Annotated in this window: 24 protein-coding genes; 12 read left to right on the top strand and 12 right to left on the bottom strand. The window is 66.1% G+C overall.

What is annotated here, in order from left to right:
- The 7 genes from QOL82_RS11010 to QOL82_RS10980 all read right to left on the bottom strand — a co-directional run bounded on the left by QOL82_RS11010 (position 1) and on the right by QOL82_RS10980 (position 8,588).
- Positions 1-651 carry a DUF3047 domain-containing protein gene (locus QOL82_RS11010; RefSeq protein WP_283442305.1) on the bottom strand — a complete coding sequence of 217 codons (651 nt, stop codon included), beginning with the start codon at positions 649-651 and terminating at the stop codon, positions 1-3.
- Positions 652-729: 78 nt separating this feature from the next.
- Positions 730-1,869 carry a molecular chaperone DnaJ gene (gene dnaJ, locus QOL82_RS11005; RefSeq protein ID WP_283442304.1) on the bottom strand — a complete coding sequence of 380 codons (1,140 nt, stop codon included), beginning with the start codon at positions 1,867-1,869 and terminating at the stop codon, positions 730-732.
- A 93-nt stretch (positions 1,870-1,962) separates the two neighbouring features.
- On the bottom strand, positions 1,963-3,921 hold the full coding sequence (dnaK, locus tag QOL82_RS11000; protein ID WP_283442303.1) for a molecular chaperone DnaK: 1,959 nt from the start codon (positions 3,919-3,921) through the stop codon (positions 1,963-1,965).
- 99 nt (positions 3,922-4,020) lie between these two features.
- Complete coding sequence (grpE, locus tag QOL82_RS10995) at positions 4,021-4,566, bottom strand: nucleotide exchange factor GrpE (RefSeq protein WP_283442302.1); 546 nt, start codon at positions 4,564-4,566, stop codon at positions 4,021-4,023.
- 174 nt (positions 4,567-4,740) lie between these two features.
- Complete coding sequence (hemH, locus tag QOL82_RS10990) at positions 4,741-5,847, bottom strand: ferrochelatase (protein WP_283442301.1); 1,107 nt, start codon at positions 5,845-5,847, stop codon at positions 4,741-4,743.
- Between the two features lie 87 nt (positions 5,848-5,934).
- Positions 5,935-7,587, bottom strand: coding sequence for a DNA repair protein RecN (recN, locus tag QOL82_RS10985; protein ID WP_283442300.1), 1,653 nt, complete (start codon positions 7,585-7,587; stop codon positions 5,935-5,937).
- Positions 7,588-7,670: 83 nt separating this feature from the next.
- Positions 7,671-8,588 (bottom strand): NAD kinase, encoded by a 918-nt coding sequence (locus QOL82_RS10980; RefSeq protein WP_430438466.1) that lies wholly within the window; start codon positions 8,586-8,588, stop codon positions 7,671-7,673.
- An 80-nt stretch (positions 8,589-8,668) separates the two neighbouring features.
- Between QOL82_RS10980 and QOL82_RS10975 the strand changes: the two genes are divergently transcribed.
- From QOL82_RS10975 to QOL82_RS10965, 3 genes are read left to right on the top strand one after another with little or no spacing between them, the layout of a single operon-like run.
- A complete protein-coding gene (locus QOL82_RS10975) occupies positions 8,669-9,385 on the top strand; it encodes an HAD family hydrolase (protein WP_283442298.1) in 717 nt (238 codons plus the stop codon).
- Positions 9,386-9,403: 18 nt separating this feature from the next.
- Entirely contained in the window at positions 9,404-10,426 is a 1,023-nt protein-coding gene (gene hrcA, locus QOL82_RS10970; RefSeq protein WP_283442297.1) for a heat-inducible transcriptional repressor HrcA, read from the top strand.
- Positions 10,426-10,893, top strand: coding sequence for a metallophosphoesterase family protein (locus QOL82_RS10965; protein ID WP_283442296.1), 468 nt, complete (start codon positions 10,426-10,428; stop codon positions 10,891-10,893). Before hrcA ends, QOL82_RS10965 begins: the two co-directional genes overlap by 1 nt.
- 45 nt (positions 10,894-10,938) lie before the next feature.
- Here QOL82_RS10965 and fur read toward each other — a convergent pair whose 3' ends face one another.
- Positions 10,939-11,370, bottom strand: coding sequence for a ferric iron uptake transcriptional regulator (gene fur / locus QOL82_RS10960; protein ID WP_283442295.1), 432 nt, complete (start codon positions 11,368-11,370; stop codon positions 10,939-10,941).
- A gap of 83 nt (positions 11,371-11,453) precedes the next feature.
- On the opposite strand from fur, the gene QOL82_RS10955 reads away from it, so the two are divergent.
- Genes QOL82_RS10955 through QOL82_RS10930 form a run of 6 tightly spaced genes read left to right on the top strand, consistent with a single transcriptional unit; the run spans position 11,454 to position 15,123 of the window.
- Positions 11,454-12,071 carry an outer membrane protein assembly factor BamE gene (locus tag QOL82_RS10955; protein WP_283442330.1) on the top strand — a complete coding sequence of 206 codons (618 nt, stop codon included), beginning with the start codon at positions 11,454-11,456 and terminating at the stop codon, positions 12,069-12,071.
- Positions 12,068-12,874, top strand: a complete 807-nt coding sequence (gene dapB / locus QOL82_RS10950; RefSeq protein ID WP_283442294.1) for a 4-hydroxy-tetrahydrodipicolinate reductase — start codon at positions 12,068-12,070, stop codon at positions 12,872-12,874. The genes QOL82_RS10955 and dapB overlap by 4 nt, the downstream gene beginning before the upstream one ends.
- Positions 12,875-12,901: 27 nt before the next feature.
- Positions 12,902-13,633, top strand: a complete 732-nt coding sequence (locus QOL82_RS10945) for an energy transducer TonB (protein ID WP_283442293.1) — start codon at positions 12,902-12,904, stop codon at positions 13,631-13,633.
- A gap of 16 nt (positions 13,634-13,649) precedes the next feature.
- Positions 13,650-14,342: a MotA/TolQ/ExbB proton channel family protein gene (locus tag QOL82_RS10940; RefSeq protein ID WP_283442292.1), complete on the top strand. Its 693-nt coding sequence runs from the start codon at positions 13,650-13,652 to the stop codon at positions 14,340-14,342.
- A gap of 19 nt (positions 14,343-14,361) precedes the next feature.
- On the top strand, positions 14,362-14,793 hold the full coding sequence (locus QOL82_RS10935) for an ExbD/TolR family protein (RefSeq protein WP_283442291.1): 432 nt from the start codon (positions 14,362-14,364) through the stop codon (positions 14,791-14,793).
- Between the two features lie 3 nt (positions 14,794-14,796).
- Positions 14,797-15,123, top strand: coding sequence for a barstar family protein (locus QOL82_RS10930; protein ID WP_283442290.1), 327 nt, complete (start codon positions 14,797-14,799; stop codon positions 15,121-15,123).
- 1,287 nt (positions 15,124-16,410) lie between these two features.
- Here QOL82_RS10930 and recQ read toward each other — a convergent pair.
- From recQ to QOL82_RS10910, 4 genes are all read right to left on the bottom strand, one after another.
- Positions 16,411-18,240 (bottom strand): DNA helicase RecQ, encoded by a 1,830-nt coding sequence (gene recQ, locus QOL82_RS10925; RefSeq protein WP_283442289.1) that lies wholly within the window; start codon positions 18,238-18,240, stop codon positions 16,411-16,413.
- A 27-nt stretch (positions 18,241-18,267) separates the two neighbouring features.
- Positions 18,268-19,101 carry an undecaprenyl-diphosphate phosphatase gene (locus tag QOL82_RS10920; protein WP_283442288.1) on the bottom strand — a complete coding sequence of 278 codons (834 nt, stop codon included), beginning with the start codon at positions 19,099-19,101 and terminating at the stop codon, positions 18,268-18,270.
- 109 nt (positions 19,102-19,210) lie between these two features.
- Positions 19,211-19,756, bottom strand: a complete 546-nt coding sequence (locus tag QOL82_RS10915; RefSeq protein WP_283442287.1) for a YceB family lipoprotein — start codon at positions 19,754-19,756, stop codon at positions 19,211-19,213.
- Complete coding sequence (locus QOL82_RS10910) at positions 19,753-20,016, bottom strand: YkgJ family cysteine cluster protein (protein WP_283442286.1); 264 nt, start codon at positions 20,014-20,016, stop codon at positions 19,753-19,755. The genes QOL82_RS10915 and QOL82_RS10910 overlap by 4 nt, the downstream gene beginning before the upstream one ends.
- A gap of 99 nt (positions 20,017-20,115) precedes the next feature.
- Here QOL82_RS10910 and QOL82_RS10905 point away from each other — a divergent pair, with 99 nt between their 5' ends.
- From QOL82_RS10905 to QOL82_RS10895, 3 genes are all read left to right on the top strand, one after another.
- Positions 20,116-21,678: a hypothetical protein gene (locus tag QOL82_RS10905; protein WP_283442285.1), complete on the top strand. Its 1,563-nt coding sequence runs from the start codon at positions 20,116-20,118 to the stop codon at positions 21,676-21,678.
- A gap of 130 nt (positions 21,679-21,808) precedes the next feature.
- The gene (locus tag QOL82_RS10900) at positions 21,809-22,477 is read left to right on the top strand and encodes a TetR/AcrR family transcriptional regulator (RefSeq protein ID WP_283442284.1); all 669 of its coding nucleotides are present in this window, start codon (positions 21,809-21,811) and stop codon (positions 22,475-22,477) included.
- Positions 22,471-23,643 (top strand): efflux RND transporter periplasmic adaptor subunit, encoded by a 1,173-nt coding sequence (locus QOL82_RS10895; protein WP_283442283.1) that lies wholly within the window; start codon positions 22,471-22,473, stop codon positions 23,641-23,643. The genes QOL82_RS10900 and QOL82_RS10895 overlap by 7 nt, the downstream gene beginning before the upstream one ends.
- Positions 23,644-23,655: the final 12 nt, after the last annotated feature.

Here is a 23,655-nt window from a genome sequence, read left to right as displayed (position 1 = left end):
CTACTCGCTGGAAAAGAAGATGTCGCCATACCAGGCGCGGGCGCGGCGGCCGCCGTTGTCGCCGTCGGTCATCACCGCCACCGCGTGGATCTCGGTGACGTCATCGCCGAACGCCGCGCGCAGGTCGTCCCGGACATTGCGCTTGTGGCTGACCCAGGCGCCGGCCTTCGCGGGACCGCTGTCGACGGCCAGCATCATCGCCTGGCCGGTGAACGGATTGGGCCAGCGCGAGCCGGGCGGCTTGGCCGACGCCCACACATAATTGATGGCCCGGGTGCGCAGGCCCAGCAGGCCGCGCTCGACGACCACATAGACCCGCACCGGAAAGTCGTCGCCGACCTTGGTCGACTCATCGATGTCGCGGTACGGCGCCTCGATCTTCCACGACCAGTTGAGCACCGGGGTCCTGGCCAGGTCCACCCGGATCTTCTTGAAGCGGCCCGACGCCATGCCGTCGGTGCTGGCCTGCAGCACCGTGCCGGCCGGACCGGGCGCCAGCTCGTACTGCGTCTGGCCCTTGAAGGACTTGTCTTCCCAGCCGGCCAGGTCGCCGGCCGAGAACATGCCCACCGGCACCGTCTCCGCCATGGCAGGCAGCGCGGGCAGCGCCGGCAGCAGCAGCGCGGCAAGCAATGGAAGGACTGGGCGCATCGTGTGCTCCATGAAATCGTTGGGCGAAAAAAAAGCCGCCGGGTCGATGCCAACCCAGCGGCCGTGACAGCCCGAAGCTTACTCGAAAAACTCCTTGACCTTGTCTTTCCAGGACTTGCTCTGCGGACTGTGCTTGGACCCGCCTTCGGTCATCGAGCTTTCGAACTCGCGCAGCATTTCCTTCTGGCGCTCGGTCAGGCGCACCGGGGTCTCGACTACCACGTGGCAGAACAGGTCGCCGGCCATGCCGGAGCGCACGCCCTTGACGCCCTTGCCGCGCAGCCGGAACACCTTGCCGCTCTGCGTGCCTTCCGGCACGGTGAACGACACCTTGCCGCCCAGCGTCGGCACTTCGATCTCGCCGCCCAGCGCCGCGGTGGCGTAGGAAATCGGCATCTCGCAATGCAGGTCGTCGCCGTCGCGCTGGAACACCTGGTGCGCCTTGATGTGGATTTCCACGTACAGGTCGCCCGGCGGACCGCCGTTCATGCCCGGCTCGCCGTTGCCGGACGAGCGGATGCGCATGCCGTCGTCGATGCCGGCCGGTATCTTCACTTCCAGCGTCTTGTTGCGCTTGATGCGTCCGGCGCCGGCGCAGGTCGCGCACGGCTCGGGAATGATCTTGCCGGTGCCGTGGCACTTCGGGCACGTCTGCTGGATGCTGAAGAAGCCCTGCTGCATCCGCACCTGGCCGTGGCCGGCGCAGGTCGGGCAGCTGGTCGGCGAAGTGCCGGGCTTGGCGCCGCTGCCGTGGCAGGTCTCGCAGCTGTCCCAGGACGGCACCCGTATCGTCGTGTCGAAGCCGTTGGCCGCCTGTTCCAGCGTGATCTCGAGGTTGTAGCGCAGGTCGGCGCCGCGATAGACCTGCGGGCCGCCGCGTCCGCCGCGCGCTCCGCCGGCCGCGCCGCCGAAAATGTCGCCGAAGATGTCGCCGAATGCATCGGCAAAGCCGCCGCCACCGCCGCCGCCGAATCCGCCCGCACCCATGTTCGGGTCGACGCCGGCATGGCCGTAGCGGTCGTAGGCGTCGCGTTTCTGCGGATCGGAAAGCATCTCGTAGGCTTCCTTGGCCTCCTTGAATTTTTCTTCCGCACCCTTGCTGTCCGGATTACGGTCCGGGTGGTACTTCATTGCGAGCTTGCGATACGCCTTCTTGATATCGTCGTCGGACGCGTTTTTCGCCAACCCGAGTATTTCGTAAAAATCGCGCTTTGCCATGTTCTGGGCACCTCTCTGTTAAGCAAAACGCCGAGCCGCAGTCTGGCGACCATCGGCTCGGCGAACGTCGCGGCTTGCGCCGCGAGGTGGAGATTATTTGTCCTTGACTTCCTTGAAGTCGGCGTCCACCACGTCGTCTTCCTTGGCGCGCGATTCATTGGCGCCCGCGCCTGCCCCGGCGCCTGCCGCGCCAGCGCCTGCTTCAGCGCCGCCGGCAGCCTGCTGCGCCTGCATGTCGGCATACATCTTCTCACCCAGCTTCTGCGACGCGGTCGACAGCGCCGCCGCCTTGGCGTCGATGTCCGCCTTGTCGTTGCCCTTCAGCGCGGTTTCGAGGTCGCGGATCGCGGACTCGATCTGTTCCTTCTCGCCGGCGTCGAGCTTGTCGCCATACTCGGTCAGCGACTTGCGGGTCGAGTGCACCAGCGCGTCGCCCTGGTTGTGGGCTTCGGCCAGTTCCTTCAGGCGCTTGTCTTCCTCGGCATTCGCCTCGGCGTCGCGCACCATCTTCTGGATCTCTTCCTCGGTCAGGCCGGAGTTCGCCTTGATGGTGATCTTGTTTTCCTTGCCGCTGGCCTTGTCCTTCGCGCCGACATGCAGGATGCCGTTGGCGTCGATGTCGAAGGTGACTTCGATCTGCGGCGTGCCGCGCGATGCCGGCGGGATGCCTTCCAGGTTGAATTCGCCCAGCGCCTTGTTGCCCACCGCCATTTCACGCTCGCCCTGGTAGACCTTGATGGTCACGGCCGGCTGGTTGTCTTCCGCGGTCGAGAACACCTGGCTGAACTTGGTCGGGATGGTCGTGTTCTTCTGGATCATCTTGGTCATCACGCCGCCCAGCGTCTCGATGCCCAGCGACAGCGGGGTCACGTCCAGCAGCAGCAGGTCCTTGCGGTCGCCCGACAGCACCGAGCCCTGGATCGCGGCGCCGACAGCGACGGCCTCGTCCGGGTTCACGTCCTTGCGCGGGTCCTTGCCGAAGAACTCCTTGACCTTTTCCTGCACCTTGGGCATGCGGGTCATGCCGCCGACCAGGATCACGTCATTGATGTCGCTGACCTTGACGCCGGCGTCCTTGATCGCGATGCGGCACGGCTCGATGGTCCGGGCGATCAGTTCCTCGACCAGCGACTCCAGCTTGGCGCGGGTCATCTTCAGGTTCAGGTGGACCGGCGCGCCGTTGGCCATTGCGATGTACGGCTCGTTGATCTCGGTCTGCTGCGACGACGACAGCTCGATCTTCGCGCGCTCGGCCGATGCCTTGATACGCTGCAGCGCGATGGCGTCCTTGGACAGGTCCAGGCCGTTGATCTTGCGGAATTCGTCGATGATGTAGTCGATGATGCGCTGGTCGAAGTCCTCGCCGCCGAGGAAGGTGTCGCCGTTGGTCGACAGCACTTCGAACTGCATCTCGCCATCCACGTCGGCGATCTCGATGATGGAAATGTCGAACGTGCCGCCGCCCAGGTCATAGACGGCGATCTTGCGGTCGCCCTTGCCCTGCTTGTCCAGGCCGAATGCCAGCGCGGCCGCGGTCGGCTCGTTGATGATGCGCTTGACGTCCAGGCCGGCAATGCGGCCGGCGTCCTTGGTGGCCTGGCGCTGCGAGTCGTTGAAGTAGGCCGGCACGGTGATCACGGCCTCGGTGACTTCCTCGCCGAGGTAGTCCTCGGCGGTTTTCTTCATCTTGCGCAGCACTTCGGCCGACACCTGCTGGGCAGCCAGCTTCTTGTCGCGCACCTGCACCCAGGCGTCGCCGTTGTCGGCCTTGACGATCTGGTAAGGCATCAGGCTGATGTCCTTCTGCACTTCCTTCTCGTCGAAGCGGCGGCCGATCAGGCGCTTGACCGCGTACAGCGTGTTCTTCGGGTTGGTGACCGCCTGGCGCTTGGCCGGCGCGCCAACCAGGATCTCGCCATCTTCCTGATAGGCGACGATGGAAGGCGTGGTGCGTGCGCCTTCGGAGTTTTCGATGACCTTGGGCTGCCCGCCCTCCATGACGGAGACGCAGGAGTTGGTGGTGCCCAGATCGATGCCGATTATTTTACCCATGATGATTTATCCCTTAAAAAGACGGTGAGACAGAATGTCGCTTGCTGCTTATATGCGGAGAAAGGCGGACCTTTCAAGAACCCTGATGTGTGCCGGACGCTATTTTTGTTGCGACACGGTAACCAGGGCCGGGCGCAGCAGGCGGTCGGCTATGGTGTAGCCCTTCTGCAGCACGCTCACGATGGTATTGGCTTCCTGCTCCGACGGCACCATGGAAATGGCCTGGTGCTTCATCGGGTCGAGCTTGTCGCCTGGCTGCGGATTGACCTCCAGCAGGCGGTTCTTGTCGAAGGCGGAGACCAGCTGCTTCAGGGTCATTTCCACGCCTTCCTTCAGGGATTCGATCGAAGGCGTCTCCACCTTCAGCGCCATTTCCAGGCTGTCCTTTACCGGCACCATCGCCTCGGCGAAGCTCTCGATGGCGAATTTATGCGCCTTCGCGATGTCTTCCTGCGCCCGGCGCCGCATGTTTTCGCTTTCCGCCTTGGCGCGCAGGAAGGAATCCTGCAATTCGGCCAGCCGCGCTTCGGCCTCGGCCAGCTTCTGCTCGGCCCCGGTCGCGGCGCCGCCATCGGGCGCGCCGCTCTCGGCGGCCGGCGTTTCCTGCGTCACATCCTGGAAATTCTTGTTTTCTTCGTCTTGCATCGTCGGACTCCAGCGTTATCGATTAACCACTCGCCGCAAGTGGGGATAGTGGTTTGCATTTCAAGGGCGTTTCAGGCTGAGCGGGCAAATGGGCGGTTTAAACGGCCCGCCGGCCCGCTATTACGCCGAAATACCGGAAAATCCGGCGATCCGCGGCGCGGGCCGGCTCGGGCCTTAATCCCGCGCGCCCAGCGCCAGCGCCCGTTCGCGGCCGATCGCGGCGTCCTGCACGCGCGCGGCGCGCTGGACCGGATCGGCGTCGGTCGGCCAGCCCTGCATGTGGCGTTCGCTGATGGACGCCAGCGCCGCGATCCAGGCCGGGTTTTCGTTCAGGCAGGGAATGTAACGGTACTCGGCGCCGCCGGCGGTCAGGAAGTCGCTGCGCACTTCCATGTCGATTTCCTCCAGCGTCTCCAGGCAGTCGCTGGTGAAGCCGGGGCACATCACGTCGACCCGCTTCAGCCCTTCCTTCGCCAGCTTCTGCAGCGTCGGCGCGGTATAGGGCTGCAGCCACTCGGCCTTGCCGAAGCGCGACTGGAACGTCACCAGGTATTCCTGCTGCGACAGGCCGAGCGCGGTCGCCAGCAGGCGGGCCGTCTTGTGGCACTCGCAGTGATACGGGTCGCCCAGCATCAGCGTGCGCTTGGGCACGCCGTGGAAACTCATCACCAGCCGCTCGGGCCGCCCGTGCTTGTCCCAATGCTTCTTCACCGACTGCCGCAGCGCCTCGATATAGCCCGCATCGTCATGGTAATTGCGCACCAGCCGCAGCTCCGGCACGTTGCGCACCCGGGCGTAATGGCTGAACACCGCGTCGAAGGTGGACGCCGTGGTGGTGCCCGAGTACTGCGGGTAGGCAGGCAGCACCAGCAGCCGCTGGCAGCCGTCGGCGCGCAGCTTGTCGAGCACGGACGGCAGCGACGGATTCCCGTAGCGCATTGCCGCCACCACCTCGACCTGGTGGCCGCGCTCGCCCAGCGCGCCGCGCAGCAGCGTGGCCTGGCGCATCGTGTGCACCAGCAGCGGCGAGCCTTCCGGGGTCCAGATCGACGCGTACTTGTGCGCCGACTTCTTGGAGCGGAACGGCAGGATCGCGCCGTTCAGGATGAACCACCAGACCGCCTTCGGGATTTCCACCACGCGCGGGTCGGACAGGAACTCCTTCAGGTAGGGCCGGACCGCGGCCGCGGTCGGGGCGTCGGGGGTGCCGAGGTTGACCAGCACGATGGCGGTGCGGCCGGGCTTGCCGTGATGGTGGGCGGGTTCTTGCTCAAAGCGCATAGGGAGACGGCTTGCCTGTCAAGGAGATGCTGGAGGAGAAAATGCGGGCGGATGGGCGATGGAAAAATGGCGAAAAAAGGGAAACGGCTACAGCGCCAGCAGTTCGCGCGCGTGCTTGCGGGTGGTGGCAGTGATTTCCAGGCCGCCCAGCATCCGGGCAACCTCTTCCACCCGCGCCTTGGCGTCCAGCGGGTCGATCCGCGAGACGGTCTTGCCATCCGGCGCGCCGGCCTTGCTGACCTGGAAATGCTGGTTGGCCTGGCTGGCGACCTGCGGCAGGTGGGTCACGCACAGCACCTGGTGGTCGCTGCCCAGCCGCTTGAGCAGCCGGCCGACCACTTCGGCGACGCCGCCGCCGATGCCGCTGTCGACTTCGTCGAAGATCAGCGTCGGCGTGGCGGTGGCGCTGGAGGTGATCACCGATATCGCCAGCGAGATGCGCGCCAGCTCGCCGCCCGACGCCACCTTGGCCAGCGGCCGCGGCGCGGTGCCGGCATGGCCGGCGACCAGGAAATCGACCTGTTCCAGGCCGTAGGCGGCCGGGTCGCACGGGTTGAGGGCGACGGCGAAACGCCCGCCGGCCATGCTCAGTTCCTGCATCGCGCCGGTGACCGAGCGGCCCAGCTGCTCGGCCGCCGCGGCGCGGCGCTGCGACAGTTTCTGGGCCAGCGCCATGTAGGCCGCTTCCAGCTTTTCCTCCTGCGCCCGCAGCGCGTCGAGGTCGGACGCGTCGGCCAGCTGCTGCAACTGGGCCGACAGCGTTTCCAGCTCGCGCGGCAGCTCGTCGGGCGTGACCCGGAACTTGCGGGCCGTGTTGTGGATGGCTTCCATCCGCTCCTCGATCTTGCGCAGGCGGCCAGGGTCGAGCTCGACCCGGCTCAGGTAGTCGTTCAGCGCATAGACCGCTTCCTGCAGCTGGATCTGGGCCGGCTCCAGCGCTTCCATCACCGGCTTCAGGCCGTCGTCGACGCCGACCAGCTTGCCGATCTTCTGGTTCAGCGACGACAACTGCGACAGGATCGGATGCTCGTCCGACTCGGATATCGCGCTCAGCGCATCCTGCGCGCCCTCGATCAGGCTGGCCGCGTTCGACAGCCGGCTGTGTTCGTTGGTGATCTCGTCCCATTCGCCGGGCTTGACCGCCAGCTTTTCCAGCTCGGCCACCTGCCATTCGAGCCGCTCGCGTTCCAGCAGCACGTTGCGGGCGTTGGTCTCGAATTCCTCGCGCTGGCGCGCCAGCGTGCGCCAGGCGCGAAACGCAGCGCCGACCGCCTTGGTGTCGTCCGCCAGGCCGGCCTGGCTGTCGAGCAGCGCACGCTGCGCGTCGGCCTTCAGCAGTGACTGGTGCGCATGCTGGCCATGGATGTCGACCAGCAGTTCGCCGAGGTCGCGCAGCTGGGTCGCGGTGGCGGCCACCCCGTTGATGTAGGCCTTGGAGCGGCCGGCATTGTCGATGACCCGGCGCAGCAGCACGCTGTGGTCTTCCGCGCCGAATTCATTGACTTCCAGCCAGGCGTCGGCCTCGCTGCTGGTCGCGAACTCGGCGCTGATGTCGGCCTTGCTGGCGCCTTCGCGCACCACGCTGGCGTCGCCGCGGCCGCCGAGCGCCAGCGCCAGCGCGTCGATCAGGATGGACTTGCCGGCGCCGGTCTCGCCGGTAAAGACGGTGAAGCCGGAGCCCAGCTCTAGTTCGATCGCATCAACAATGACAAAGTCGTGTATGGAAAGTGTGCGCAGCATCTGGAGAGGGAAAGTTCGGGTGTTGCCCGGAGGCAGGCGAAAGGTTGGAAACGACCGCCGCGCAAACGCATTGCGGCGGGAAATTATTTTAACTGACCTTCGACCGAAGGATATTCATTCCAGTGCAACTTCTCGCGCAAGGTATCGTAGTAGCTCCAGCCGCGCGGATGCAGGAAGGTGGCCGAATGCGCCGAGCGCCGGATCAGGATGCAGTCGTGATGCTCCAGGCTGGCCAGCGACTGCATGTCGAAGTTGACGCTGCAGTCGCGCCCGGCCATCACCTCGATCCGGATCTCGCTCGATTCCGGCAGCACGATGGGCCGGTTCGACAGCGCATGCGGCGCGATCGGCACCAGCACGATGCCGCCCAGGCTCGGATGCAGCAGCGGCCCGCCGGCCGACAGCGCATAGGCGGTGGAGCCGGTCGGCGTCGACACGATCAGCCCGTCCGAGCGCTGGTTGTACATGAAATGGCTGTCCACCGTGACCCGCAGCTCGACCATGCCGGAACCGGAGCCGCGCGCCACCACCACGTCGTTGAAGGCCAGCCCGCGGAAGATGATTTCGCCGTTGCGCAGCACCGCGCCTTCGAGCAGGCTGCGCTGTTCCGAGTCGACCTGGCCGGCCAGCATTTCCGCCAGCAGCGGCAACATGCCTTCGGCCGGGATGTCGGTCATGAAGCCCAGCCGGCCCTGGTTGATGCCGATCAGCGGCACGTTATGCGGCGCAAGCTGCCGGGCGATGCCCAACATCGTGCCGTCGCCACCGACCACGATGGCGGCGTCGGCCTGCCGGCCTATCTGCTCGACGGTAAGGCCGGGCAGGCCCCGGTGGCCGATATTGCGCGCCGTCTCGGCCTCGAACAGCACATCGATGCCGGCGTCGTGCAGGAAGGCGGCGAGCTGGTTCAGCGACTCGCCGATGCCGATGGCGCCGGGCTTGCCGATAATGGCGATTTTCTGGAAGGTCATCTGTGTGGTCGGGGACGTGGGCGGCGGCATGCGGCAGATTAGACCATAATTTGCCGTCCGGCCGGTTTCGCGCGCCGGCAAATCGTCAAAACAACTGGAACCCTGTAAACATGCCCCCGATCAAAGCCGTGCTGTTCGACCTCGACGATACGCTGTGGCCCATCGTGCCTGTCATCATGCGCGCCGAGCGGCTGCTGTTCGACTGGCTGCGCGAACATGCGCCGGCGGTCGCGGCCAGCTACAGCATCGAGGAAATGCGCGCGCGCCGGGTGGCGCTGATGAAGGCCGAGCCGCGCTATGCGATCAACCTGGCCGCGCTGCGGCACGCGGTGCTGTCGGAAGTCTTCGTCGCCTGCGGCGAGAACGCGGCGTCGGTGGACACGGCGATGGACATCTTCAACACCGCCCGCAACCAGGTCAAGCCCTACCCCGACGTCCACCCGGTGCTGTCCTCGCTGTGCCGGCGCGTCGCGCTGGGCTCGGTCTCCAACGGCGTCGCCGACCTCGGCGCGATCGGCATGTCGCATTACTTCAGCGCATCGATCGCCGCCCACCAGTTCGGCAGCGCCAAGCCGGACCCGGCCATCTTCCGCGCCGCCTGCGACGCGCTGCGGGTCGATCCGGCCGAAGCGGTCTATGTCGGCGACGACCCGCTGCTCGACGTCGAGGGCGCGCAAAAGGCGGGCCTGCGCGGCGTCTGGCTGCGGCGCGCGGACCTGCCGCTGCGCAGCATGCCGGGCCATTTGCAGCCGGATGCGGTCTGCGGCTCGCTGCATGACCTTGATGAATGGCTTGGCGGACACATAATGGTAGCGCCTGACGCTTGACGACATTAGACTACGGCCATGCAACTCGATCATCGCGCACAAACGCTGCTTAAAGCCCTGGTGGAACGGTATATCGCCGACGGCCAGCCGGTCGGTTCACGCGCGCTCTCCAAAATCTCCGGACTCGACCTGTCGCCGGCCACCATCCGCAACATCATGGCCGACCTGGAGGAAATGGGACTGGTTGCCAGCCCGCACACCTCGGCCGGCCGCGTCCCGACGCCGCGCGGCTACCGGATGTTCGTCGACACCCTGCTGACCGTGCAGACGCTCGACGAGAACGCGGTCGAGTTCCGTCTGCAGCCGCGCCACCAGAGCGGCTCGCCCCAGCGCATCATTTCCAGCGCCGCCCAGGTCCTTTCCTCGCTGTCGCAGTTCGCCGGCGTGGTGCTGACGCCGCGCCGCGAATCGGTGTTCCAGCAGGTCGAATTCCTGCGCCTGTCGGAAAAGCGCATCCTGCTGGTGATCGTCGGCCCCGGTGGCGACGTCCAGAACCGGCTGCTGCTGACCGATGTCGACTACACCCGCTCGCAGCTGGTGGAGGCGGCCAATTACATCAACCGGCATTACGGCGGCCTGAGCTTCGACGACGTGCGCACCCGGCTGCAGGCCGAACTGCGCCAGTTGCGCGACGACATGACGCGGCTGATGCAGGCGGCGGTGGAAGCCGGCAGCGACGCGATGACGGAAAACAATGACGAGGTCGTCATCTCCGGCGAGCGCAACCTGCTGTCCGTCAGCGACCTGTCGTCCAACATGTCGTCGCTGAGGAAGCTGTTCGACATGTTCGAGCAGAAGACCAGCCTGATGCAGCTGCTGGACGTCTCCAGCAAGGCCACCGGCGTGCAGATCTTCATCGGCGGCGACTCGCAGCTGATGCCGGTCGACGAGATGAGCGTCGTCACCGCGCCCTACGAGGTCAACGGCAAGGTGGTCGGCACGCTGGGCGTGATCGGCCCGACCCGCATGGCCTACGAGCGGGTGATACCGATCGTCGACATCACCGCCAAGCTGCTGTCGAACGCGCTGAGCCACAACTGATGGCGGCGGCGCCGATGCGCATCGGGCTCATTTCCGACACCCACGGGCTGCTGCGCCCGCAGGCGCTGAAAGCGCTGGCCGGGATGGACCGCATCATCCATGCCGGCGACATCGGCAATGCGGCGGTGCTGGAGGCGCTGGCGGCGATCGCGCCGCTGGATGTGGTGCGTGGCAACAATGACATGGCCGGCTGGGCCGCGGCCATCCCCCACAGCCAGACGCTGGAGTATGGCGGCGTGCGCATCCACCTGCTGCATGACATCAACGAGCTGAAAGGCAGGATGCCGCCGGTGCAGGTCGTCGTCGCCGGCCACAGCCACAGGCCGCTGGCGCTGGAAAAGGACGGCGTGCTGCGCGTCAACCCCGGCAGCGCCGGGCCGCGCCGCTTCAAGTTGCCGGTGACGGTAGGCTTGCTGGAGATCGTGGACGGGCGGGCGACGGCGGCAATACGGGAGCTGGCGGTCTAGCGCCCGCCGGCGCCGGCAACCCCGGCGGCGGGCGAGGCGCGCTGCTCAGCGCCCGCGGTGCGGGCAATCCTTCTTCGTGCAATGCGCATACAGCGCCAGCGCATGCTCGGCAATGGCGAAGCCGCGGGCCTGCGCGACCTCCTGCTGGCGGCGCTCGATTTCCTCATCGTAGAATTCCTCGACGCGGCTGCAGTCGAGGCAGACCAGGTGGTCGTGGTGCGAGCCCTCGTTGAGTTCGAACACGGCCTTGCCGGATTCGAAATGATTGCGGCTCAACAGGCCGGCCTGCTCGAACTGGGTCAGCACCCGGTAGACGGTTGCCAGGCCGACATCCATATTTTCCGCAAGCAGGATCTTGTAGACGTCTTCGGCGCTCAGGTGGCGCACCGCGCTGCCCTGGAATATTTCGAGGATCTTGAGCCGAGGCAGGGTGGCCTTGAGGCCGCTGGCCTTCAGGTCGGTGGGGTTGTTGGGCATGGATTCGGTCGGAGGGAGATGAACTGCTTTATCATATAGCGTTTGACCTACTAGCTCAATCGACTGAGATCCCGCCTATGCGTATGCTGTTCCCCCGCTCCGGCCCCAGGCCGGCGCTCCACTCCGGTGCGCTGTGCGTGCTGTTCGCCGCCTGCCTCGCAGGCTGCGCATCGAAGAATCCCCTGATCGACGAACCGGCCAGCGTGCGGCGCAGCGAGCCTGCGGCCCCAGCGAAGGCGGCCCCGGCGAAGACGGCCCAGGGCGCGGACGCCGACGGCGACCTGGAGGTCACCAAGGCCAGGCCTTTCCTCGGTTTCCTGCGGCCATACCGGCCGGATATCCAGCAGGGCAACTTCATCTCGCGCGAGATGGTCGCCCAGCTGAAGGAAGGGATGACGCGGGACCAGGTGCGCTTCGTCCTCGGCACGCCGCTGCTGACCGACGTGTTCCACAACGCGCGCTGGGACTACCCGTTCCGCATGGCCAAGGGCAACGGCGAAATGACCACCAGCCGCGTGACCCTGACCTTTGTCGACGACAAGCTGGCCCGCATCGAGGGCGGCGACCTGCCGACCGAGGCCGATTACCTGTCGCGCATTTCCGGCCAGCCGCCGCGCAAGTCGAAAACCGAATCGCCCGGCCCGCAGCCGATCCCGTCTTCCGCCGCCGACCCGCAATCTCCCGCCACCACCACGCCATGACTCAAATGAAGATAGCCGTTGCCGGCGCATCGGGCCGCATGGGCCGCATGCTGATTGAAGCCATCCGCAATGCGCCTGACGCTTCGCTGGCCGGCGCGCTCGACATTGCCGGCGCGCCCGGCCTCGGCGCCGACGCCGCCGCTTTCCTCGGCGAGGACGCCGGCGTCCCGATCACCGACAGCCTCGACGAAGCGCTCGGTGAAGCCGATTTCCTGATCGACTTCACCCGCCCCGAGGGCACGCTCAAGCACCTGGAATACTGCGCCGAACACGGCATCAAGGCCATCATCGGCACCACCGGCTTCGACGACGCCGGCAAGGCCGCCATTGCGGCCGCTGCCCGCCACACCGCGGTCGTCTTCGCGCCCAACATGAGCGTGGGCGTCAACGTGACGATGAAGCTGCTGGAGCTGGCCGCGAAGAGTTTCGCGGAAGGCTATGACATCGAGATCATCGAGGCGCATCACCGGCACAAGGTCGACGCGCCGTCCGGCACCGCGCTGCAGATGGGCGAAGTCGTGGCCCGCGCGCTCGGCCGCGACCTGAAGGAAGTCGGCGTCTTCGCCCGCGAAGGCGTGACCGGCGAGCGCGACCCGTCGTCGATCGGCTTCGCGACCATCCGCGGCGGCGACATCGTCGGCGACCACACGGTGCTGTTCGCCGGCATCGGCGAGCGCATCGAGATCAGCCACAAGTCGTCGAGCCGGGTCACCTATGCGAACGGCAGCCTGCGCGCCGCGCGCTTCCTGGCCGGCCGCGACGTCGGCCTGTACGACATGCAGGACGTGCTCGGCTTGCGTTAAGCGCATAGTCCCGATCCCGCGATGCGCGTGCCCGTCCGACCCTGGCTGCCAGCGGTTGCCGTTTCCCTGCTGATCCATGCCGGCGGCCTGATGCTGGTGCTGTCGGCGGTGGCGACGCACGTGCACCAGCGCCCGGAGCCCGTGCCGATCACGGTGGCGCTGCTGCCGCCGACGCCGCCGGCGCCAGCGCCTGTGGCTGAAATCACGCCAGCGCCGACGCCCGCACCGGCGCCGGCCGCAGCCCCCGAGCCGCCGCCTGCGCCGCGGCCGCCGCCCAAACCCCGGCCCGCGCCCAGGCCGAAGCCCGTCGCGCCGGCTCCCCGGCCAGCGCCGGTGCAGCCGAGGGAAACGACAGTCGCATCGGCGCCGCCGCCCGTGGAAGCGCCGTCAGCGCCGGTTGCACCACCTGCACCAGTTGCACCACCTGCACCAGCAGCACCGGCTGCACCACCGGCACCACCGGCGCCGGTGCGCACCGGCGTCACCATTTCCGCCAGCTATGCCGCCAGCAACCGGCCGCCGGTGCAGCCGGCGCGCTCGCTGCGCAACAACGAGGAAGGCAAGGTGGTGTTGCGGGTGATGGTGCAGGCCGACGGCACGGCCGGCGAAGTGCAGATCCGCAGCTCCAGCGGCTTTCCGCTGCTGGACGAGGCGGCCCGCAGCGCGGTGCAGACCTGGCGCTTCAACCCCGCCACCAGCGACGGCAAGCCGGTCGCCGAGTGGTACCTGGTGCCCATCATTTTCAAACTTTCCAACTAGACCGACAAAGCACAACATGAATCCGACAATCGCGAATCAAAGCATGGGACTGGCCCATTACTGGGCGCAAGGGGACGCCGTGTCGCACGCGGTGGCCTATGTGCTGCTGCTGATGTCCGTCATGAGCTGGTACTACATCCTGGCCAAGGCCTGGAGCTCATGGCGGATACGGCGCAGCGCAGGCGCGCTGGAAGGCTTCTGGAAGGCGCCGACGCTGACCGACGCGATCGCGGTGATGCAGGCGGCCGACAGCGAGCGGGTCTATACGCCGCTGGCCGCGCAGAGCCTGGGCGCGGCCAACCTGCAGTCCCAGGAAAACTCGCTGAATGCGTCGGTCGACCCGAGCGAACTGATCACCCGCACGCTGCGCCAGGAAATCAACCGGGTGTCGTCCCGGCTGGAGAACGGCCTGACGCTGCTGGCCTCGGTCGGCTCGACCGCGCCCTTCGTCGGCCTGTTCGGCACGGTCTGGGGCATCTACCATGCGCTGATCGCGGTATCGTCGACCGGCACGGTGCAGATCGACAAGGTCGCCGGCCCGGTCGGCGAAGCGCTGATCATGACCGCGCTGGGCCTGGTGGTGGCAATCCCCGCCGTGCTCGCCTACAACGCCTTCACCCGCGTCAACCGGGTCACGCTGGCCGAGCTCGATGCCTTCGCGCACGACCTGCATGCCTACCTGACCACCGGCAGCCGCGTCGGCAAATAAGTCAAACAAGGAGCTAAACATGGCATTTGGCGGATTCGACAATAACCGGCAGGGCGCACCCATGGCGGACATCAACGTCACGCCCATGGTCGACGTGATGCTGGTGCTGCTGGTGATCTTCATCATCACCGCACCCCTGTTCACACACGCAGTCAAGCTGGACCTTCCCGCCGCGCAGTCCGCGCCGGCCCCGGAGAAACCGGAAACCGTGACGCTGTCCATCGACCCGGCCGGCGCCATATTCTGGAACGACGCCCCGGTAAGCCAGGCCGACCTGCCGGCACGCATGGCCGCCGCCGCGCAAAAGCAGCCGCAACCCGAACTGCAGCTGCGCGCCGACAAGGCAACCCGCTACGAAGTCATCGCCCAGGTCATGGCCGCCGCCCAGTCCAACGGCCTGACCAAGCTCGGCTTCGTGACCGAGCCAACCTCCACGCCCGCCGGCCGCTGACCCATGGCCAACGTGATCCTCGACGGCCGCAAGCTGACCGACATGCAGGCATTCCACCGCGAATGCGCGCTGGCCTTCGGTCTTCCCGACTTCTACGGCCGCAACATCAGCGCGCTGATTGACTGTCTATCCGGCGTCCGCGACAACGACGGCATGAGCCGCTTCGCCCTGTCCCCCGACGAGGTGCTCGACATCGAATTGCATGATGCTTCCATTGTTAGCCACGAGGCGCCGGCGGTGCTGGCGGCGCTGGAAGACACGGTCGATGAAGTGAACCTCCGTCATACGGAGCAAGGCGCAACGCCGCCGCTGCGGCTGGTCCTGCGCTGAGCGCGTCGCCTCTGCGCAGCGCGATTGCATCTGCCCGGGCAGTATCCGTTGCGGTTGACGTTGCGCGTAGCGAACGTTGCGCGTAGCGACCGTTGCGGTTGCGGCTATACCGGTGCCGGTTCCCGAGGTGCGATGAAACTTCGTAGGTTTTAATAAGCGCAAGCGCATTACACCTACGAACCTGCGAGCCACGCGGACGAATAGGAACCATCGATCTCGTTCGGTACGCCATGACGCGGGATGGGCATGAGCCCCGCGCAGCGACCGTTGCCGTTGCTTGTGAACTGGCCGTTGCCTTTGAAGTGGCCGTTGCCGTTGCCCTGGCAGTGGCTGTTGCAGTGAATCCCCGTTGATGACGCCACGTCGCTGGTGCCGAAATCGGATAAAGAAGCGTCCGCTGTCTGAGCGAAGCGAGTTTCGGACGCTTCCCGATTTCGGTGCCAGCGGCGTGGGCACCCCGCGCAGCGGGGCGGCATCTCCGGGGTCGCCTTTTCTTGGTTACTTCTTTTGGCGAAGCAAAAGAAGTGACCCGGCCGCCGGGACGGACTCCCGGCTAGGTCGTCCGGCAGGACACACGTATCGCTTCACCCGCCCGCCGGCGCACCGTCGCGAAGCCGCTTCTGCAGTTTGCGACGGCTGCACGTTCGCACGGCGCCAATACGCAAGGCGCCGATGCCGCGTCTGCTGACGGGTGAAACGTTGAGGCTTCACTGCCGTGGGGAGTAGCCGGGTGTTCGGCCCGGCAGCCGACCCGCTTTTTTGCTTCGCCAAAAAAGTGGGGCAAAAAAGGCGACCCCTACGATGGCGGTCCGCTGCGCGGACTGCACGCGCCGCCAGCACCTGAAACGGGAAGCGTCCGAAACTCGCTTCGCTCAGACAGCGGACGCTTCTTTATCCGTTTCAGGCACTGGCGACGCGTCGCCATCTAACGGGGATTCACTGCAACGACAACGGCAACGACAACGGCAACGGCTACTGCAACAGCTACTGCAACAGCTACTGCAACGGCTACTGCAACAGCCAGTTCACAAACAACTGCAACTGTCGCTGCGCGGAACGTCAACTGCAACTGTCGCTGCGCGGAACGTCAACTGCAACTGTCGCTGCACGGAACGTCAACTGCAACTGTCGCTGCGCGGAACGTCAACTGCAACTGTCGCTGCGCGGAACGTCAACTGCAACTGTCGCTGCGCGGCGCTAACTGCAACCGCAACGGTCGCTGCGCGGGCAACAGCAACCTATGACCATTGCCATCGCAATCCGCCTCGCTCGCCGCGCCCGGCACCCCTACAACAACTCTCTCACCAGCGCCACAATCTCTTCCCCGTACGTCTGCAACTTCTTCTCCCCTACCCCAGACACGCCCCGCAACGCATCCAGCGTATCCGGCTTCGCCTTGGCAATCTCCCGCATCGTCGCATCATGGAAGATGATATAGGCCGGCACGTTATGCACCCGCGCCGTCTCCACCCGCCACCAGCGCAGCTTCTCGAAGATCTCCTGCTCGGTACGCGACAGATCCGCTTCCACGTACCCGCGCGGCTTCGCGGAGCCCGCGCGCTTCTGCCGGCTCGGCCGGGCCGGCTTCTCGTAGCGCCGCAGCTGCACCTGCCGCGCGCCCTTCAGCACGGGACGCGCCTCGTCGGTGAGCTTCAGCGCGTTATAGGCATCATGGTCGACATCCACCAGCCCCAGCGCAATCACCTGGCGCAGGATGGCGCGCCACTCCTGCTCGCCGATATCGGAGCCGATGCCGAACGTCGACAGCTGGTCATGCTTCCACTGCTTGACCTTCTCGGAATCGATCCCGCGCAGCACGTCCATCACGTGGCCGGCGCCGAAGCGCTGGTCGACACGGTAGATGGCCGACAGCAGCTTCTGCACCGGCACGGTCGCGTCATACGACACCGGCGGATGCAGGCAGGTGTCGCAGTTGCCGCAGGGGCCGGAATCCTGGCCGAAATAGCTCAGCAGCCGCACCCGGCGGCAGCCTATGGTTTCGCACAGGCCCAGCATCGCGTCCAGCTTCTGGCCCTGGATGCGCTTGTAGGCTTCGTCGGCTTCGGACTCGTCGATCATCCGGCGCTGCTGCACCACGTCCTGCAGACCGTATGCCATCCACGCGTTCGCCGGCGCGCCGTCGCGGCCGGCGCGGCCGGTTTCCTGGTAATAGCCCTCGATGCTCTTGGGCAGGTCGAGGTGGCCGACGAAGCGCACGTCCGGCTTGTCGATGCCCATGCCGAACGCGATCGTCGCCACCATCACGATGCCCTCTTCCCGCAGGAAGCGCGACTGGTTGGCGCTGCGGGTGTCCTGCGGCATGCCGGCATGGTAGGCCAGCGCGGTGATGCCGTTCTGGTTCAGGAAATCGGCGACCTCCTCCACCTTCTTGCGCGACAGGCAGTAGACCACGCCGGCGTCGCCCGGATGCTCGGTCTCGATGAAGTCGAGCAGCTGCTTGCGGCCGTTGCCCTTCTCGACGATCTGGTAGCGGATGTTGGGGCGGTCGAACGAGGAGACGAACTGCCGTCCGCCTTCCAGCTGCAGGCGGCGCGCGATCTCTTCCCGGGTCTGCTGGTCGGCGGTGGCGGTCAGCGCGATGCGCGGCACGTCGGGAAAGCGCTCGTGCAGGACCGACAGCCGGATGTACTCGGGCCGGAAGTCATGCCCCCACTGCGACACGCAGTGCGCCTCGTCGATTGCGAACAGCGCGATCTTCGACGCTTCCAGCAGCGCCATGCAGCGCGGCGTGAGCAGGCGTTCCGGCGCCACGTACAGCAGGTCGAGATCGCCGTCGCGCACCTGCTTCTCGATGCGCGACGACTGTTCGTAGTTCTGGGTCGAGTTGAGGAAGGCCGCGCGCACGCCGACTTCGGCCAGCGCGTCGACCTGGTCCTGCATCAAGGCGATCAGCGGCGAAACCACCACGCCGACGCCGTCGCGCAGCAGCGAGGGAATCTGGTAGCACAGCGACTTGCCGCCGCCGGTGGGCATCAGCACCAGCGCATCGCCACCCGAGGCCAGCGTGTCGACGATCTCGGCCTGCTGGCCGCGGAAGGCCGGATAGCCGAAGATCGTCTGCAGCAGGTGGAGCGCGCGTTCGCGTAGGTCGGACATGGCCAGCTCTTTCTTGTCTCAGTCGCCTCAGTCGGCCCAGACCACCCAGCCGCCCCAGGCGCTGGCCAGCACCAGCAGGCCGAAAACGATCCGGTACCAGGCAAACACGGTGAAGTCATGGGTGCTGATATAGCGCAGCAGCCAGCGCACGCACAGGAAGGCGGAGACGAAGGCGGCGACGGTGCCGACGGTGAACATCGGCACGTCGGCCGCCGACAGCAGCGCCCGTTCCTTGTAGAGCGAGTACACGGTCGCCGCCAGCAGCGTTGGAATGGCGAGGAAGAAGGAAAATTCGGTGGCGGCCTTGCGCGACAGGCCGAACAGCATGCCGCCGATGATGGTGGCGCCCGAACGGCTGGTGCCCGGCACCAGCGCGAACGCCTGCGCGCAGCCGACCTTGAACGCGTCCATCACGGTCATGTCGTCCACCGACTCGATGCGCGCCCGCGCCGGCGCGGCGCGCTGTCGACGTTCCACCCACAGGATGACCAGGCCGCCGACGATGAAGGCCAGCGCCACCGGCACCGGCGCGAACAGCACGGCCTTGATGCGCGTGTTGAACAGGAAGCCGAGCGCCGCCGCCGGCAGGAAACCCACCACCAGGTTCAGCACGAAGCGCTGCGCGCGCCGGTCGGTGAACAGTCCGGTCAGCACCGACGCGATGCGCACCCGGTATTCCCAGATCACCGCCAGCATCGCGCCGGCCTGGATCACGATTTCGAAGACCTTCACCTTGTCGCCGGTGAAGTCGAGCAGGCTGCCGGCGAGAATAAGGTGGCCGGTCGAGGAAATGGGCAGGAACTCCGTCAGTCCTTCGACGATGCCCATGATGAATGCCTTGAGAAGTAGTACGAGATCCATGCGTGTTTTTATCTGGAGTGGAAAGCGGGCCGCGCTGCTGGCGGCTTAATGAAAAACCCGCCGGTGATGATACAGGCGGGTTGCTTAGGAGCCTAAAAGTCAGCCGGGTTCATTTAACCGGCGCAAAGGTTACCACGACCCTGTCTGGCCGAGTGACGATTTTGACCGGCGAAAAGCTGACGCCGGCGTAGCGCAGGGTCTCGGGCGCGAAGTGGTAGACCGGCAGTTCGCCGATCAGGGTTTGCGCGAGAAAGCTGGCGACGCCGGCAAGCTGCGAACCCACGCCGCGCTCCAGCCCGTCGATATTCAGGTCGTCCACCCGCGGCTCGCCCAGCAGCAGCACGCCGCGCGCCGCATCGACCCGCGGCACGCCCGACACCGTCAGGCTGCCGCGCATGCCGCTTCCCGCGCCGAACGCGGGCCGCACCGACAGGTCCATCGCCGCGCTGATGCGGTTCTGTTCCGGCAGCAGCGCCACCCGCGGGTTGACGGCGCTGACGTCGAGCAGCCCGAGATAGCGCTGGTTGAAGGGAAAGCGGTGCTCCAGGCTTTCCTGCAGCCGCGCCTGCGGCACCTCGACGTCGCGCGGGCCGATCAGCGCGGCGCAGGACGCCAGCAGCAGGGCCGCCGGCAGGACCGCCCAGAGCTGCTTCACGCGGTCTCCCGTTCAAGCCGGGTCAGCCAGGTGAGCGCATGGCTGCGGCTGGCGCCGCACATGTCGACGGCCGGCTGCAGGTTGGCGCATACCGCCGGCCGCTCCGGGCTGCCGAAGATGCGGCAGGCATTGTCGTCGTCCAGCTGGCTGCAGCGCACGCCGGCGGGCTTGCCGCCTTCCATGCCGGGGATGGCGGAAGAGATCGACGGCGCGATGCAGCAGGCGCCGCAGCCCGGGCGGCAGGATGGGAAATTGGTCATGGCTGAATTTTACGCAAACCGGACAAATATCGGCGGGAACCGGGTGTGCCCCGGCGGTACCCATCCGGCCTTCGGGTGACCGCTTAGTGAATGCACATCATGTCCGACATACAAAACAAGACGCGCCGTTCGGCAAACACGGCCGCCCGCATCGCCGACAAAACGGCATTCACCTCCCCGGGATCGGCGGAAAAATTCGCCGGCGCATCGAAAAACGCGAAAACCGGGAGCACGCCCAAGATGCGGCAACAAGCGGGCAGCACGAAAATTGCGCTGTTTTCGCCATCGTCCAAGCAAATTGGCAGCATTTCGCCCGCATCGCCCAGGACCAGGCAGGCTGAGCCCCTCAGCCCCTACAAGCCCCTGTCCACCAGGCCCGAAGCACCGCCCTCGCCGCGCGCCTACCTCGAGGGCCTCAAGCCCGACAATCTCGCCAGAAGCATCTTCCGGGACCAGACCGTCGCAAACACGGCGGCATTTCCGACCACCTGGGTCGCCGAGATTCAGGAATCGGTGCGGGCGCCCGTCGAAAAACTGCGCCAGGCCATGTACGCGCACCTGGCCCCAATGTCGAAAGAGGCGGTCGACGCACTTTACCCGGGAGCGGGCGAGGACGGCAGGCACGACTGGAAACCTTTCGGCGATCTCTGCGGCGCTCTCTGGCAGGCCCTTTCCGCAAACGTCCTGTCCCTGAAAAAACTGCCGACGCGGACGGTCGGACTGCTTGCTGAATTTCATGCGGAGCTGGCCCGGCTGCCTGCCTTCCGCGAACTGGAACAGCCTGCGCGCGACAAGATCGTGGCGGATGCGCTGTTCAACCTGCTGATCTGGAACGGCATCGTCAATGCCCTGACGCGGTCGGTCGATGCCAGCCACCAGCGCATCGCCCATGGCTTTGGCGCCTATCTGAAGGCTGCCTGGGGCATGCAGGCCCAGAGCCAGGGCGGCATCAGCACCGGCGTGGCGTCGCTGGTGCAGGGAAGGCAGCTGGCAAGGTGCACACGGTTCCAGGCGGCATTGACACGGGAAGTCGACCGCGTTGCCGCGCTGAGGACAGCCACCCTGCAGGACGATCAGCACGACCATGCGCTGAACAGCCTGCGCGAAACCAATATTGACATCCATCTGACAGCAACCTGGCCGCACAGGAACGATGATTACGCTGAAATAGTGAAGCAGGGAAATTATTTCCTGGTCGACGGCGACGGCGTCCAGACCCGGTGCGCTTCCTACGATGCGTTCAAGGCATTCGTCGGCGCCGGCGCGAAAGGGACGCTGCCGGAAGTCGTGCTGCATGTCGCAGGCGTACGCATCGCGAATTTCCTTTGCGAGACCTATCTTTACGGGCGGAGGAAGCCGATTTTTATCGATGCGCAGGGACGCCGGGTGGACCCGGTGCCCTCGCTGCGGGCGGAATTCGTGCTGCGCCGCGATGAAGACAACGACGGAAAGATCACGGTCGGGTTTTCCTGCACCGATCCGGCGGTCGGCACGGTGATGCTGGTCGAACCCGGGCGGGACGAACTGCAATTCGAAGCGCACCCGTTATTTCCGGCCAGCCTCGAATTCCATGGCGAGATGCATTTTTACGAGAACGAGGAGTTCGAAGCCGGTGCGATCCGGGTCGCCGGGCAGAATTTCCACCTGTGCAAAACACCGTAAATCCGGCAGTCTGCAGCCATAATCGAATGCACAAAGGAAACAATCGATAATCGCCCAAGGATTATCTTGACGCCCTTGAGTCGCGGCAATTACATTACTGACTCGCCAGTAAGTTATTTAAATTGCCAAAATGCATTGTCCGTTTCAGACCAAGCCGCGCTGGACGCGGCGCAAGGACGCGCGTCCACAGGAACTTCTGGCGGCAGCGCTGACGGTGTTCGTCGAACGCGGCTATGCGGCGACCCGGCTGGACGACGTGGCAACGCTGGCCGGCGTGTCCAAAGGCACGCTCTACCTGTATTTCCCCAGCAAGGAAGACCTGTTCCGCGCGGTGGTGCGGGACAACCTGCTGCCGGTGCTGGACGAGGCCGAGCAGATCATCGACAACTACGAAGGCCATAGCGCCGACCTGATGCGCGACTTCGTCCTCGGCTGGTGGCAGCGCATCGGCAATACGCCGCTGTCCGGGCTGACCAAGTTGATGATGGCCGAGTCCGGCAATTTCCCGGAAGTGGCGAAGTTCTATCATGACGAAATCATTTCCCGCAGCAATGCGCTGACCATCCGGATGCTGGAACGCGGCATGGCCCGCGGCGAATTCCGCCAGGTCGACGCCGCCCGCGCCCACATGGTGATCGTTGCGCCGGTGCTGATGCTGACGCTCTGGAAGCATTCATTCGATCAATGCCGCGCTGAACCGATTCCGGTGACAGAATACCTGGCTACCGTCGTCGACATGATGCTGCACGGCCTGGTCGCTCCCGACACGCCACCCATTCCTACGGAAAAGCCATGCTGAAGCGCCGCTCGTTCTGGATCATCGCAGTCCTGCTGCTGGCGCTTGCCGCCGTCGGCGCGCGCGCCGTCGTCAAGTCTCGCCAGGCTGCCAGCGCCGCCAGCGCCGCGTCGGTCAAGGCCGCAAACGCTGTCCCCGTGCTCGAATTCCTGCCATCCGACCTGGTGACGGTGACGCCCCGCGACCTGCGCCAGACGCTGGCGGCGTCCGGCTCGCTGCGCGCCTACAACCAGGCCGCGGTGAAGGCCCGGGTCGCCGGCGAGGTGCGCGAGGTGCTGGTGCGCGAGGGCGAGGCCGTGAAGGCCGGCCAGGTGCTGGTGCGGATGGACGAGGCGGATTACCGGGCGCGGGCCGCGCAGGCCGAAGGCGCGCTGGTCGCGGCCCGCGGCCAGCTCGACATTGCCGCCAAGGCGCGTGAGAACAACCGGGCGCTGCTGGACCGCGGCTTCATTTCGAAAAATGCCTATGACACCGCGTCGAGCCAGTACGACATTGCGCAGGCCAATGTGAACGCGGCCCAGGGCGGCCTGGACGTCAGCCGCAAGGCGCTCGGCGACACCGTGATCCGCGCGCCGATTTCCGGCATCGTGGCCAGCCGCAGCGTGCAGCCGGGCGAGAAGGTTTCCGCCGACAACAAGCTGCTCGACGTGGTCGACCTGGCGCGGATGGAAATGGAAGTGGCGGTGCCCACCAGCGAGATCATCGGCATCTCGCCGGGCCAGGAAGTCTCGGTGAAGGTCGAGGGCCTGCCGCAGCAGATGCCGGCCACCGTGGTGCGGATCAACCCGGCGACCCAGGCCGGCTCGCGTTCCATCATGACCTACCTGCAGCTGGATAATCCGCAGAACCGGCTGCGCGCCGGCATGTTCGGCGAAGCCCGGCTGACGCTGGCGAAGAAGCCCGGCGTGCTGGCCGTGCCGCCGTCGTCGCTGCAGCGGAACGGCGACAGCGCCTATGTCTATGCGATCGAGCAGGACAAGCTGGTCCGGCGCCAGGTGCAAACCGGCATCACCGGCAGCGACGGCGACGCCACCCTCGTCGAGATCACGGCCGGCCTCGAACCCGGCGCGCGCATCGTGCGCAGCAATCTCGGCAACCTGCCGGTCGGCGCCGCCGTCAAGGTGCTGCAGCCGTCCGGCGCCAGCGCCCTCGACGCTTCGGCGCGCTGACAGGAGCCGGCC

This window comes from Noviherbaspirillum suwonense, from assembly GCF_900182955.1.
GTDB classification, from domain to species: domain Bacteria; phylum Pseudomonadota; class Gammaproteobacteria; order Burkholderiales; family Burkholderiaceae_D; genus Noviherbaspirillum_A; species Noviherbaspirillum_A suwonense.
The sequence above is the reverse complement of the archived record's forward strand: the minus strand, read 5'-3'. Positions and strand labels throughout refer to the sequence as shown.